This window comes from Nocardia sp. Marseille-Q1738 (assembly GCF_965283145.1).
On sequence record NZ_CBDIMS010000014.1, the window covers coordinates 1 to 13062 of the forward strand.

Below are 13062 nucleotides of genomic sequence, written 5' to 3' on the forward strand. Positions count from 1 at the left end.
GGAAGAGAGGTCTCGGGGGCGCGGAAATGTGTAAAAGAGACGGCCCGCCCCCCCCCCCCCGCACCTCCCCGCCCCACCCCCCTTTTGCGACCGCAGCGAGACCGAGCATTGTCTGTTCGCGGCCCGGCTCGCGTCCGAGCGGCCGCCGCGTCCGCGACGCAGTCGCCAGTGGCGCTCGCTCAGTCGCGAGCCATAAGGGGGCCGCGAACACGCAGTGCCGCAGGCACTGCAAATTAGACACAGCTCACCCCGTGAAAACGTTGCGGCGCTTGGTGAGCAGCTTGTAGAGCGTCTGCTGGATGGTCTCGCGCACCTGGTCGGTGATCTCGAACATGGTCATCGGGTCGTCGGCCGCCTCCGGCTCGTAGGCCGTGGTCGGGATGGGAGTGCCGAACTCGATGTACCACTTCGACGGCAGCGGCACCGCGCCGAGCACGCCGAGGTGCGGGAACAGCGGCGTCACCGGGAAGTAGGGCAGCCCGAGCAGCCGGGCCAGCGGCTTGACATCGGCCAGCTTCGGGTAGATCTCCTCGGAACCGACGATGGAGCACGGGATGATCGGCGCGCCGGTACGCACCGCCGCGGCGACGAAACCGCCGCGGCCGAAGCGCTGTAGCTTGTAGCGGTCGGTGTACTGCTTGCCGACGCCTTTGAAGCCTTCCGGGAACACGCCGGTCAGGTCGCCGGAGCGCAGCAGGCGCTCGGCGTCCTCGCGGCAGGCGAGCGTGTGCCCGGCCTTGCGGGCCAGGACGCCGAGGACCGGCAGCTCGAAGATCAGGTCGGCGGCGAGCAGGCGCAGCGCACGCTGCTTGGGGTGCCGGTCGTGCACGGCCAGCTGCAGCATCAGGCCGTCCAGCGGCACGGTGCCCGCGTGGTTGGCCACGATCAGCGCGCCACCGGCTTCCGGGATGTTCTCCATCCCGCTGACCTCCACCCGGAACCACAGCTCCGACAGCGGGCGCAGCGCGGGCAGGATGACCGACTCGAGCAGGTGCTCGTCGAGGCCGAACTCGTCGACCTGGTAATCGCCGGTGAGCCTGCGGCGCGCGAAATCGGCGGTCTTGCTGACCTGCCTGCCGAGTGCGCCGCGCACCATTTCCGACACCGACCGCGGCGCGGGCGGCGCCACCGCGGCGCGCCGCTCGATCAGCGACGTCACCGGGCTGGGAGCCGACAGCCGTCGCGGCCCTGGCCGCTGGCGCGCCTCTATCTGGAGGTCGTGGAGTTGGATGACCTTCGCTACGTCACTCATTGGTGTGCTCCCGTACCGGCCCCGAGCAGGCCGAGCAGTTTGTGTTCTGCGGCGTCGATCCATGCTGGATCGACCACGGGCCGCAACGCTGCGCCCCCGATGAAGTCGTCGAACGCCTGTACCGTCGTCCAGCGCGGCTCGAACCCGAGTTCGGTGCGCATCCGCGTGGTGTCCAGGCCACAACCGAAGTGGAAATAGTCGAGCTGTTCAGTGGTGAACTCCCGCATTACCGGGCCCATCAGCAGGCGCCCCGCGGTGCGGAACACCGTGAAGGGCACCGGCAACTCGATCCGGCCCGCCCGCCGAACCGCTTGCGACAGCGACAGCGCGCCGTCGCCCGCGATGTTGTACGTGCCGCTCGCCGCGGTGCGCGCCGCGAGAGTCAACGCGGCCACCGCGTCCTCCTCGTGCAACAGCTGCATCCTGGCGTCCCGGCCGAATACGGTGGGGGTCACCGGCGAACGCAGATATTGCACGCCGCGGGCGGCCAGCCGGGGGCCGACGATCGGGGCGAATCGCAGAATTGACGTGGCGATATCGGGGCGCCGCCGGGCCAGCCCGCGAACATAACCTTCGATATCGATAAGGTCGCGCGCGAACCCACCCCGTGGCGGTGTGCGCGCGCTCATTTCCTCGCTGAATTTCGCCGGGTCCTTCGCGCTGCACCCGTACACCGCCGACGAGGACCGCAACACCACCCGGCGCACGGATGACGCCTTCTGGCACACCGCGAACAGCTGCATCGCGCCGAGGACGTTCAGATCCTTCATTACCGCGCGACCGCCGCCCGCCGGTGGACGAGCCAGCACCGCGGTGTGCACCACGGTGTCCACTTCGCCACCATCGATCACCTTACGGATCAACGGGTTCCGAATGTCGGCGCGCACGAATTCGGCGCGGCCCATGCGCCGCTGCAACTCTCGACCGGGTGTCATCGTGTCGACGGCGAGAATGCGCTCGATGCGGGGATCCTGGGCGAGCCGTGCGACAACCGTGCCGCCGAAGAACCGGCTGGCCCCGGTGACCAGCACGACCTTCGGTGTGTGTCCTTCCCGACCCTCAGAACCCACCGGCACCCGCTTCCCATCGGCCAGCCGTCTTGTGTTTATTCCCGGTCCTAGCGTAGCGGGTGCCTACCCGCTCACCGAGAGTATTAACCAGGATCTAACGATGACTTCAGTCACGTGATACAAATGGCGATTCCAAAATTTCAACTTTCAAACGAAAGGCCCGTCACCTATTGGTGACGGGCCTTCGCAGCTACCGCGCAGCGACGCTTACTTGCCGAGTTTGCGCCGCTGAACACGCGTGCGGCGAAGCAGCTTGCGGTGCTTCTTCTTCGACATGCGCTTGCGGCGCTTCTTGATCACAGAACCCATAGGGTTGTCCTCGCGTTCTCTCTACTCGGCGCGCACGCTCGCCGTGCGCGATTGCCGGACGCCTGTCCGCCGAGGCCCCGGCCGACGAGCCGGGTCGCTCGGCAAGCTCACGCCCCGTGTCCGCGCCGCCGGAGACCACGAGGCAATCGACAGCGATGCCACCGGCGGGCGAACACGAACCGAAGAGCTATCGTACCGGCCCGCCCCCGTGGTCCCGAAACCGCCTCATCCAGCGTCGAAATAAGAGGTTTCCAGATAGTCGTGCACCGCCTTGGCGTGCACGCGGAACGATCGACCGACGCGCACGGCGGGCAACTCGCCCGAGTGCACCAGCCGGTACACCGTCATCTTGGACACCCGCATCAGATTCGCCACTTCGGCGACGGTGAGAAATTGAGTGCCGCCGCCGAGCACGGATTGCCCCTGCGACGCGGTCTCACGTTGTGCCCGGGAATTCCCCCGACCGCCTGAAGGACCGGAGCCGCCGGACGCTCCGGAACTTGCAGACATCTTATTTGAAGACATCATTGCACCATTGACCTCCGGCACGTCCGCGCCGCCGGCTTCCCCACCGGCGGAACAGACACGCACGTGCTCCTTGAAGCTTAGCGGGACCAGTGGTGTTACTGCGACGGGAGTGAGAAATCGGGTTTTCCGATCGGAAACAGACCGGTCATTCCGCTGACGCGCCCTGTTCGGCTGACCGTTGCTTGGCCGCGAACAGCGCCTCCAGGAAGGACGAGCGCAGTCCGCCGCGCTCCAACTCGCGCATCGCGGCCGCGGTGGTGCCCGCGGGCGAGGTGACCGCGGCGCGCAGTTCCGCGGCGGTCTGGCCGGATTCATCCAGCAGCGCGGCCGAGCCGACCATGGTCTGCACCACGAGCCGGGTGGCGACATCCCGGGTCAGTCCGAGCCCGACGCCCGCGTCCACCATGGCCTCGACGACCAGGAAGAAATACGCGGGCCCCGATCCGGACACGGCGGTGACCGCGTCCATCTGGCTCTCCGCGACGGTCACCACCTTGCCGACCGCGGCGAGCATCTCGGTCACCAGCTCCAGATGGCCCTCGCGCGCGTAGCGACCGGGGGCGATCACGCTCATGCCCTGACCCACCAGCATCGGTGTATTCGGCATCACCCGGACCACCGGGAATCCGGCGGGCAACTTGCCTTCCAACCGGGTGGTCGGCACACCGGCAGCCAACGAGACCAGCACCTGATCCCGGTCGCCCACTTCGGCCTTCCCCAGCGAGGCGAGCACCGCGTCCACGTCGCCCGGCTTCACCGCGATCACCAGCAGATCCGCGCCGACGGCCGCATCGGCCACGTCGTCGGTGACCCGGACGCCGAGACGATCGGCGATCAGATCGGCCCGTTCCCGATGCGTCTCCACGACGACCAGTTCCTTGGTCAGTCGCCCGGACTCCAGCAACCCGGCGACCAACGCCTCACCGATGCGGCCGCCGCCGATCACCGCAATTCTCGTCATGGGTGTCAAGGCTAGACGGCGAGCCCGCGCACTCAGCGCTGGGGAACGAGCGCCAGCTGCCGACTCTGCGCGACGACGGCCCCGGTCGAGTCGAGCACCAACTGGTCCTCGTCGAACATCCGCTCGCCGACCTCGTGCGTGGTCGCGATGATCCGCAGCCAGCCGGGCGCGGGCCTGCGACGCAGGTAGGTGGTCATCTGCACGGTGGGCGCCCAGCCGAAGTGACCGAGGTTCACCGGCACCGGCGGGCTCATGTCGGCGGTCATCATCGCGAAGAACATGGCGACGTCGGGATCCTGCTCGTCACCCGGCCGCGGACGCATCCACAACCGCAGGCGCGGTTCGCCCTGCTCGCCCTCCAGGAAGCGGGCCCACTCCCGGTCCAGGTAGATGTCGGCACCCTGGCCGACGTGCACCACCTCGCCCATCGGGGAGCCGGGCTCGTAGCCGATCGCGTCGGCAGGCGGCCGCACCGGCATGTCGGCGTGCTGCGGCGCGTAGATCGAGTCGGCGTCGTCCAATCGGCTGAAGGTCAGGGCCGTGCGCACCAGGACGCGGCCGTCCTGGATCAGCTCGGTGTCGGCCAGGCAGATCTGGCGGCCGATCTTGCGGATACGAACCTCGTACTCCACCTCGCCGGGGTTGGGCGCGCCGAGAAAGTCGGAGCTCGCGGCGATCGGAGCCATGCCGACCAGGGCCGGATCGGTGGCACGCAGCCAGTTGGTCGCCGCCGCCGCGCTGGCCGCGACCATCGTCCCGCCGTGCACCTTCGGTCCGATAGTCCAGATCTCGTCGATGACGCCGAGGTAGCGGGCGGTGTCCGAGGCGGAAGGCGCCAGTTCGGTCAGCGCGCACACCCGGCTGAACGGCGCGTCGGTCGTGGCAGCCGGGCCGAGATCGGCCGTCAGCTCCGTCGTCATCCTCACTCCTGTCGTCCTTCGATGCCGCCGAGCGGCGTTCGTACAGCGTACAACGCAGTGTCCGGACGGGAATTTCTCCGTGTCGGGGGTTGGGACGATCGTCACATCGGCGGCTCGGCCGAGGCTCGGTTGGCCCCGGTAGGCGCGGAGGCGGCGGACACGTCCAGGTGCCTGCGCGCGAACGCCAGCGTGCGGTGCAGCATGGCGGCCCGGTCCTGGGTGGTGCGGGCGTTCTGCGTGTTGATCTCCGCCACCACTTGGCCGGTGAAGCCGGTGCGGACCAGACTCGCGCAGAGCTCGACACACGGCTGGGTGCCCTCGCCGGGAACCAAGTGCTCGTCGTGGGCGGCGCCGCGGCCGTCGGCCAAGTGCAGGTGGGCCAGGCCGGGACCCATGCGGGCGGCCAGGGCCAGCGGATCGGTGCCCGCGGTCGCGGTGTGCGACAGGTCCAGGGTGTAGTGCCGGAAACCGGTGTCGGTCGGGTCGTAGGACGGGCTGAACGCGGTGAGCGCCGGACCGGGCCCGCCGCGCCGGGTCAACCGTTTTACCGCGCCTTCGCGCCTGCCGAACAGCGTGTCCGCCCGCATCGGGAACATGTTCTCCACCGCGACGATGACCGGGCTGTTCTCCTCCAGCTCGGCCACCTGCGCGGCGAACCCTGCCGCGTAGCGACGCTGCCAGCGGAACGGCGGGTGCACCACTACGGTGCGCGCGCCGAGCGCCTCCGCGGTGTACACACTGCGCTCGAGCTTCGCGATCGGATCCGAGCCCCACACCCGCTGCGAGATCAGCAGGCAGGGCGCGTGCAGCGCCAGCACCGGGACACCGTATCGGCGGGAGTAGGTCTGCACGGTGGCGATGCTCTGGCTGGCCGGTTCGGCCCAGACCATCAGTTCGACGCCGTCGTAGCCCAGTTCGGCCGCGTAGCGGAACGCGGCCTCGGCATTCTGCGGGTACACCGACGCCGTGGACAGGCCCACCTGGATCGGCGTGGGCCGAGGCGCGGCGCCGGGCTCATCCGACGAGCCCGCCCCGGTCCACGAGTCCGCCTCGGGCGCCTGCCGCGTCCCGTTCTCGCCCGCCTGCCCGATATTCCCCACGGCCGCTCCCTACTCAGTTCGTGCTGAGGAGAAAGGCTAGTGGCCCCAACGTGACGAAGATGCCCACGACGACGGCGATCACAGTGCTGAGGATGTCGTCGGTCCTGCGCAGAATCCGCACGAGAGCCACCAAGCCGAGAATCACGATCATCGCCAGGGCCAGTGCCACCCAGGGCAGCATCTCCCACATGCGCTCGAAACCCTTGAACAGCAGCATTCCCGCGACTGCCGCGCCGGTGCTCTGGCCGCCCAGGATCATCCACTGGCGCCGGTTGTCGTCGTACTCCGCCTTATCAGCCGCCCGCGATCGGCGCGGCGACGTGGCGCGTTCGCGGAGTGCCGTCCGTCCGCGGAGCGCCGTCCGAGGCCGCTCGGCGGCTTCGGCCTCGTCGTCCTCGGTGTCCAGGTCTATCGGCTCGTAGACATCGGTGGCGCCGTCCAGCTCCCCGACGTCGACGGCGGAGCGAGCGGCACCGCGCGCGCCGCGCCTGCCCCGGTCCGTTCCGGCGCGCTCTGCCCGCTCCATGCCGTCACGCAGCAGGTCACCCGCGACCGTCTGCCCGGAGACCAATTGCTGGTCCTGGCTGGCCAGCGACCACGCGGCGGCCGGGATGCCGCCGGACTCCGGCGCCGCGTCGCGGGCCGGGTCCTGAGCCTTGTGGCGGCGGGCGGACCAGGCCGGAACGCCGTTCTCTGCCACGGCGTTGCTCCGCGACCCTCTTCGGTGCGCCTCCGGCTGCGGGTCGGGGGGAAGCGGCCGCCCCGGCTTCGGTCGCGCGTCGGGCAGTGGCAGCGGCTCCGACTCGGGTGCGAAGCCGCCCGTGGCCGGGGACCAGGCCGCGGTGGCGGGCCCGAGTTCCTCGGCCGCCTCCGCCGCTCTGCGCCTGGCCGCGCGGCCGCCCTGGACACCGTTGTGCTCGGGAAACCCGTGCGACCGGCCGAAGCCGGGCTCGTCGAAGTCCGTGTGGCGGCTGCGGCCGAATTCGGCGGCCCCATGGTCGGGCAGCACGTCCCGGCCGGACGGCTCGGGCCGCATGTCGTGCCAGCCGCGTACCTCGGTGGCTTCCTCCTCCGGCTCCTCCCGTCTGCGCCTGCGCCCGGAGCGCGGCGGCGCCTCCGGCACGGCACCGCTGGACAGCGGGTCCGGCGTGTACGGACCGGGCGCGGCCGAAAACAGTTCGGACACCGGAGTATCCGACGAGAGTGGATCGAAAGGCGTGCTGTGCCGCGTGGCGGAGGGCATCTCGCGGCCGGGCATCACCCTGCTCGACCAACCGGGGCTCGGATAGTCCGCCCGGGACGGCTCGTCGGCCCGCGGCGCATCCGGCTGGGCATAGCCGGCCAGCGGGTCGTACATCGAAATCGGGCCCGAGATGGGCGAGTACGCCGACGGATCGGGCTCGGGTTCCGGGGCGTAGGAAACCGGCTCGGGCGCGGGCGGGTCGAACGAGGGCGGCGCGTACGCGGGCTCCTCCGCGACGGAATCGGGCGCGGCATGCGCGGAATGGCCGCCCCCCTCCCGGATGACCGGCAGGTCACCGGTCAGCTCGGCGACGGAGATGCCGCGGCCGTTACGGCGGCGCCTGCCTCCGCCGGACGACGCTCCCCCCTGCTGGCCGTTGCGTGCCAGCAGCTCCGCGACCGACAGCTGTTTGGAATCCTCACTCATGACGACACCGTCCCGATCGGGCCCGACAGCGGCGCACCACCGCCGGGCGCCGGCTTACCATCCGCGGCCGCCGGGCCCGCCGAGTAGATTGCTTCGGGTCCACCATTCATATCGGTATCCAGTTTGCGCAGGATGAGTCCTTCGCGCAGCGCCCACGGACAAATCTCCAACGTATCCAGCGACAGTGCCCGCATACTCGCCTCCGCGACCAGTGCGCCAGCCACCAATTGCTGTGACCGATCGGAACTTACGCCTTCCAATTCTGCACGGTCCGACGCCGTCATCCGCGAGATGAACGCAATCAGTTGGCGCAGACCTGAGCTGGTCAGTGTACGGCGCGCCCGTGGGCCCGCGGCGGAAGGAGCCGCCCCGGTCAGTCTGGCCAGTGATCGAAACGTCTTCGACGTGCCGACGGCGAGGTCGGGTTTACCCTGGTCGAGCAGCTTTTTCGCCGGAACCACCAGCTCGGCGTCGAGCCAGTCGCGCAGCACGGCCACCCGGCGCTTGCCCGGCGGATCCTCGCGCAGCCATTCCCTCGTCAAGCGGCCTGCGCCCAGTTGCAGCGACAACGCGACGTCCGGTTCCTCGTCGCCGCCGTTGGTCATCTCCAGCGACCCGCCACCGATGTCCAGATTCAGAATGCGTCCGGCGCTCCAGCCGTACCACCGGCGCACCGCGAGAAAAGTCAACCGCGCCTCGTCGACACCGGAGAGCACCTGCAGGTCGACGCCGGTCGACGCGCGCACCTCGGCGAGAACCTCGTCGGAGTTGGTCGCCTCGCGCAGCGCCGAGGTGGCGAACGGCATCAGCTCCACGCATCGGGACGTCTCGGCGATGCTGGCGAATTCGGCGACGGTGTCGATCAGCCGCCGCGCGCCCGCCTCGGTGATGCGGCCCGCTTCGTCGATGTTCTCCGACAGCCGCAAGGTTGCTTTCGTCGAGCTCATGGGCAGAGGGTGACCGCCACGATGCGCGTCCACCACCAGCAGGTGAACGGTATTGCTTCCGACGTCGAGTACCCCAAGCCGCACATGAACACGGTACTGGGTGCCGCGGCACTTCAGCCCAGGCGATCGAACTGTTAGCGTCCTAATTCGTGACGGTAGGCGCATCCGCGAGCAGCCCGACCCGGTCCCGACCAGCGAGGAAGATCGACCCGGCTCCCGAAGTCGATCTCGACTTTCCCCGGGAATGGATCGAGTTCGTCGATCCGGCAAACGACGAGCACCTGATCGTCGCCGATTTGACGTGGCTGCTGTCGAAGTGGACGTGCGTGTTCGGCACACCCGCCTGTCAGGGCATTCTGGCCGACCGGCCGGATGACGGTTGCTGCTCGCACGGCGCCTTCCTCTCCGATGAGGACGACCGCAAGCGACTGCAGCGCGCTGTGAAAATGCTCACACCGCAGGATTGGCAGCTGCGGGACGAGGCCACCAACGCCGAAGGCAAGGTCACCAAGAACGGCTATCTGGAGCTCGACGAACTGGACGACGAGCCCGCGCTGCGCACCCGCCGGTTCGACGGCGCGTGCATCTTCCTGAACCGTCCCGGCTTCGCGGGCGGCGTCGGCTGCGCACTGCACACCATGGCGCTGCGCCGCGGCATCGAACCGCTCGAGGTGAAGCCGGATGTGTGCTGGCAGCTGCCCATCCGGCGCACCCAGGACTGGGTGGACCGCCCGGACGGCGTGCAGATCCTGCGCACCGTGATCACCGAGTACGACCGCCGCGGCTGGGGTCCGGGCGGAGCCGACCTGGACTGGTACTGCTCCGGCTCCCCCGACGCCCACGTCGGCAGCAGGCCGGTCTGGCAGACCTACGCGCCGGAGCTGACCGAGCTGATCGGCGCGCCCGCCTACGAGGAGCTGGCCAGACACTGCAAGCGCCGGGAAGGCCTCGGCCTGATCGCCGTGCACCCGGCCACCGTGCATGCCGAGCGAATGTGCGATTCCACCCGTCCGCCCGCCTGATCGTTTGCTGACCGAGCGCCTGCTCGGTGCGCCGGTACGCGCGACGGATTCACTCCCTCGCCATGCGAGCTTCACCCGAATGGGGTTTGATGTGCCGCTATGTCGAAGAAAGTTCTCACCATGGCGACCATCGCGCTGGGCGCCGCCCTCTCGCTGACCGGAGTAGCCCACGCGGAGCCGAACGGCGACCCGCACAAGTTCTACGACTTCACCTCGGAGTTCGTGGCAGCCACCGATCCGGCCGCGGTCAACGCCAAGGCCGCGGGCAAGCTCCTGATCGCGAGCCCGTACGGCACCTCGCACACCATCGCCTGCCGCGGCACCAACACCGCCGACCTCTACGACTGCATGCAGGAAGACGATCTGGGCTGGATCACCCTGCGGAAGACAGAGACCCCGCTCGGCACCACTTGGATCTACTTCCCGTAACCGCCTCTCCGCGTCTTTAGGCCGTACTAGTCAGGTGGCGCGGGATTTGCGTTCAGGTCCTGCGTTGAGTGCCACTCGGGTTCTGGGCGTGCCCGACGAGTTACCCATGTGCTCACGAAATCAGTTGTTGCGTTTCGTGAGCACATGGGGCGTCGCCGATGGTGTGAGACCGGAAGGGCCTCGGCTTTGTGCTTACGCCTCCGTGCTTACGCCTCGAGTTTGTAGCCGAGGCCGCGGACGGTGACCAGGTGCTCCGGCTTGGCCGGGTCGGCCTCGATCTTCGAGCGCAACCGCTTGACGTGCACGTCCAGGGTCTTGGTGTCGCCGACATAGTCGGCGCCCCATACGCGGTCGATCAGCTGACCGCGGGTGAGCACCCGGCCGGAATTGCGCAGCAGGTATTCGAGCAGGTCGAATTCCTTCAGCGGCAATGTGACCGGCTTGCCGTTCACCATGACGGTGTGCCGGTCGACATCCATCCGGACCGGACCGGCCTCCAGCACGCCGCTCTCACTGGAACCGTCCAGCTCGTCACCCGCGCCGCGGCGCAGCACCGCGCGGATGCGCGCGATGAGTTCACGCGCGGAATACGGCTTGGTGACGTAGTCGTCGGCGCCGAGTTCCAGGCCGACCACCTTATCGATTTCGCTGTCGCGCGCGGTGACCATGATCACCGGGACGCCACTGCGGGTGCGCAGCTGCTTGCACACGTCCGTGCCGCTCATGCCGGGCAGCATGAGATCGAGCAGGACGATGTCCGCCCCGGACCGGTCGAATTCGGCGAGCGCGGATGGCCCGTCACCGACCACGGTGACCTCGAAACCCTCCTTGCGCAGCAGGAACGCGAGCGGATCGGCCAGCGACTCCTCATCCTCGACGATTAGAACACTCGTCATCTGCGTGCCTCCACACCATTCGGTCGGCCCGGACCCGAGGGACGCGGGCTTGTTTCTATCGTGCTCACCACAGTGCCGTCGTGATCATCGTCGGCGCCTGCTTCGTGGTGGGCGGGTATCCGCAAGGTGAACGTCGATCCGGTGCCCAACTTGCTCCACAGGGTGATTTCCCCGTTGTGGTTGGCGGCCACGTGTTTGACGATAGCCAGGCCGAGCCCGGTTCCGCCGGTGGCGCGGGAACGCGCCTTGTCGGACCGGAAGAATCGTTCGAACACCCGCTCTTGGTCTTCCTTGGCGATGCCGATGCCGCGGTCGGTGACCGCCATCGCGACGTGATCGCCGCGCAGCGAGCGGCTCACCGACACGTGCGAGCCGGGCGGCGAGTACGCGATGGCGTTCTCCACCAGATTGGACAGGGCGGTGACCAGCAGGGTTTCATCGCCGAGCACCTCGAGACCGCTCGGCCGGTCGGTGCTGACCGTGATGCCGGCGGCCTCGGCGGCGGTGCGCGAGCGGTCGACCGCCTGCATCACCACGGTGTCCACGTCCACCACTTCCAGCTCGGGCAGTTTCTCCGCGCCTTGGAGGCGCGAGAGCGCGATGAGTTCGGTCACCATCTTGCCGAGCCTGCGCGATTCGCCGAGCACGCGCTGACCGAAGTGGCGCACGGCCTCCGGGTCCTCCGCCGATTCCAGCAGGGCCTCGGCCAGCAGGCTCATCGCGCCGACCGGAGTCTTGAGCTCATGGCTGACGTTGGCGACGAAGTCGCGCCGGGTGGCCTCCATGCGTGCCTGCTCGGAATCGTCGTCGGCGAACAGCACGGTGAACGTGGTCTCTTCGCGCGACAGTTGCCTGGCGACGCCGCGCACGGCGATGCGCCCACGGCCGGGAACCGGGTTCTTGGCGGTCAGGTCGAACTCGGTGGACTCCCCGGTGGCGAGCACTTTCTCCACCGCGGCCCAGGCACGCTCGTCGAGCAGACGGTTGCGGACCAGGCCGAGTTCCTCCGCACGCGGGTTGACCAGCACTACGTCGCGGTATTCGTCGACTACGGCGATGCCGCTTTCGGAGGCGAGCACGATCAGGTCGAGGACCTGCGACATGGTGAGACCGGACTCGGCCTGCCTGCGGGCGGCCTGCCTGGCATTCACATACGGGATCAGTAGCCCGCCGACTGCCAGGCCGACGACAGCCGCGACGACTGCCAAGAGCACGGCCTGGGGAACACTCACACTTGAATCGTACGGTCGCCGACCGTTCGGCCAACTCCGGGTACATGATGTTTCGCGCAGGTCATAGCACCTTACAACCCCGTTAGCCGCGCGTTTACGCGCTGTTCTCCCCCGCCTCTCCGGGTCTTCAGGCCGTACTAGTCGGGTGACGGGGGACTTGCGTTCAGGTCCTGCCTTGGGTGCCGCTCGGGTCTTGGGCGTACCCGGGGAGTTACCCATGTGCTCACGAAATCAGTCGTCACGTTGCGTCGCAGTCAGTTGGAGGATCGCAGTCAGTCGCGGCGTCACCAAGTTCGGCACAATCAGTCGTCTTCGGTGGCTTCGGCCAGTGCCTCGTTCACCGCTCGGCCGTGTTTGTCCACCCAGTCGCCGAGGGCGTAGATCGGGGTCAGCAGGTCTTCGCCGGCCTCGGTCAGTTCGTATTCGACTCGCGGCGGGGCCTCGGCGTAGCGGTGGCGGCGCACCAGCGTCATCTGTTCCATGCGGCGCAGGGTCTGGGTCAGCATCTTCTGGCTGATCCCGCCGATGGCCGCGCGCAGGTCGCCGGGGCGCATCGGACCCTCGCGCAGCATGTACACGATCACCGGCAACCAGGAGTTGCCGAAGATGTCCACACCCATCCGGGCCGGGCAGTCGGATTCGAAATCGCCGTAGGGCGCGAATTCCACCCGCTCGGCGGTGATCGGTTCGGTCGGGGCTGCGCTCACCGCTCCAGCTTGCCACCGAC

The 13062-nt window shown here is 68.6% G+C and carries 14 protein-coding genes; 2 read left to right on the plus strand and 12 right to left on the minus strand.

The window, feature by feature from the left end:
• Positions 1-244: 244 nt before the first annotated feature.
• From ACWPXK_RS32155 to ACWPXK_RS32195, 9 genes are all read right to left on the minus strand, one after another.
• Positions 245-1252 carry a lysophospholipid acyltransferase family protein gene (locus tag ACWPXK_RS32155; RefSeq protein ID WP_454199928.1) on the minus strand — a complete coding sequence of 336 codons (1008 nt, stop codon included), beginning with the start codon at positions 1250-1252 and terminating at the stop codon, positions 245-247.
• Positions 1249-2322 (minus strand): NAD-dependent epimerase/dehydratase family protein, encoded by a 1074-nt coding sequence (locus tag ACWPXK_RS32160; RefSeq protein ID WP_454199929.1) that lies wholly within the window; start codon positions 2320-2322, stop codon positions 1249-1251. The genes ACWPXK_RS32155 and ACWPXK_RS32160 overlap by 4 nt, the downstream gene beginning before the upstream one ends.
• Positions 2323-2529: 207 nt before the next feature.
• Complete coding sequence (locus tag ACWPXK_RS32165; RefSeq protein WP_003402602.1) at positions 2530-2631, minus strand: 30S ribosomal protein bS22; 102 nt, start codon at positions 2629-2631, stop codon at positions 2530-2532.
• A gap of 225 nt (positions 2632-2856) precedes the next feature.
• The gene (locus ACWPXK_RS32170) at positions 2857-3141 is read right to left on the minus strand and encodes a helix-turn-helix domain-containing protein (RefSeq protein ID WP_454199930.1); all 285 of its coding nucleotides are present in this window, start codon (positions 3139-3141) and stop codon (positions 2857-2859) included.
• Positions 3142-3304: 163 nt separating this feature from the next.
• The gene (proC, locus tag ACWPXK_RS32175; protein WP_454199931.1) at positions 3305-4120 is read right to left on the minus strand and encodes a pyrroline-5-carboxylate reductase; all 816 of its coding nucleotides are present in this window, start codon (positions 4118-4120) and stop codon (positions 3305-3307) included.
• A 32-nt stretch (positions 4121-4152) separates the two neighbouring features.
• Positions 4153-5040 carry a thioesterase family protein gene (locus ACWPXK_RS32180; protein ID WP_454199932.1) on the minus strand — a complete coding sequence of 296 codons (888 nt, stop codon included), beginning with the start codon at positions 5038-5040 and terminating at the stop codon, positions 4153-4155.
• A 101-nt stretch (positions 5041-5141) separates the two neighbouring features.
• Positions 5142-6020, minus strand: coding sequence for a sugar phosphate isomerase/epimerase family protein (locus ACWPXK_RS32185; RefSeq protein ID WP_454200017.1), 879 nt, complete (start codon positions 6018-6020; stop codon positions 5142-5144).
• A gap of 133 nt (positions 6021-6153) precedes the next feature.
• Positions 6154-7809 (minus strand): hypothetical protein, encoded by a 1656-nt coding sequence (locus ACWPXK_RS32190; protein ID WP_454199933.1) that lies wholly within the window; start codon positions 7807-7809, stop codon positions 6154-6156.
• Entirely contained in the window at positions 7806-8840 is a 1035-nt protein-coding gene (locus ACWPXK_RS32195) for a Ppx/GppA phosphatase family protein (RefSeq protein WP_454199934.1), read from the minus strand. The genes ACWPXK_RS32190 and ACWPXK_RS32195 overlap by 4 nt, the downstream gene beginning before the upstream one ends.
• A 65-nt stretch (positions 8841-8905) precedes the next feature.
• On the opposite strand from ACWPXK_RS32195, the gene ACWPXK_RS32200 reads away from it, so the two are divergent.
• Complete coding sequence (locus ACWPXK_RS32200; RefSeq protein WP_454199935.1) at positions 8906-9778, plus strand: hypothetical protein; 873 nt, start codon at positions 8906-8908, stop codon at positions 9776-9778.
• 99 nt (positions 9779-9877) lie between these two features.
• Positions 9878-10207, plus strand: coding sequence for a hypothetical protein (locus ACWPXK_RS32205; RefSeq protein WP_454199936.1), 330 nt, complete (start codon positions 9878-9880; stop codon positions 10205-10207).
• 206 nt (positions 10208-10413) lie between these two features.
• Here ACWPXK_RS32205 and ACWPXK_RS32210 read toward each other — a convergent pair whose 3' ends face one another.
• From ACWPXK_RS32210 to ACWPXK_RS32220, 3 genes are all read right to left on the minus strand, one after another.
• On the minus strand, positions 10414-11103 hold the full coding sequence (locus ACWPXK_RS32210) for a response regulator transcription factor (RefSeq protein WP_040783943.1): 690 nt from the start codon (positions 11101-11103) through the stop codon (positions 10414-10416).
• The gene (locus ACWPXK_RS32215) at positions 11100-12335 is read right to left on the minus strand and encodes a sensor histidine kinase (protein ID WP_454199937.1); all 1236 of its coding nucleotides are present in this window, start codon (positions 12333-12335) and stop codon (positions 11100-11102) included. Before ACWPXK_RS32215 ends, ACWPXK_RS32210 begins: the two co-directional genes overlap by 4 nt.
• Before the next feature lie 302 nt (positions 12336-12637).
• On the minus strand, positions 12638-13042 hold the full coding sequence (locus ACWPXK_RS32220; RefSeq protein WP_454199938.1) for a winged helix-turn-helix transcriptional regulator: 405 nt from the start codon (positions 13040-13042) through the stop codon (positions 12638-12640).
• Between the last annotated feature and the right edge of the window lie 20 nt (positions 13043-13062).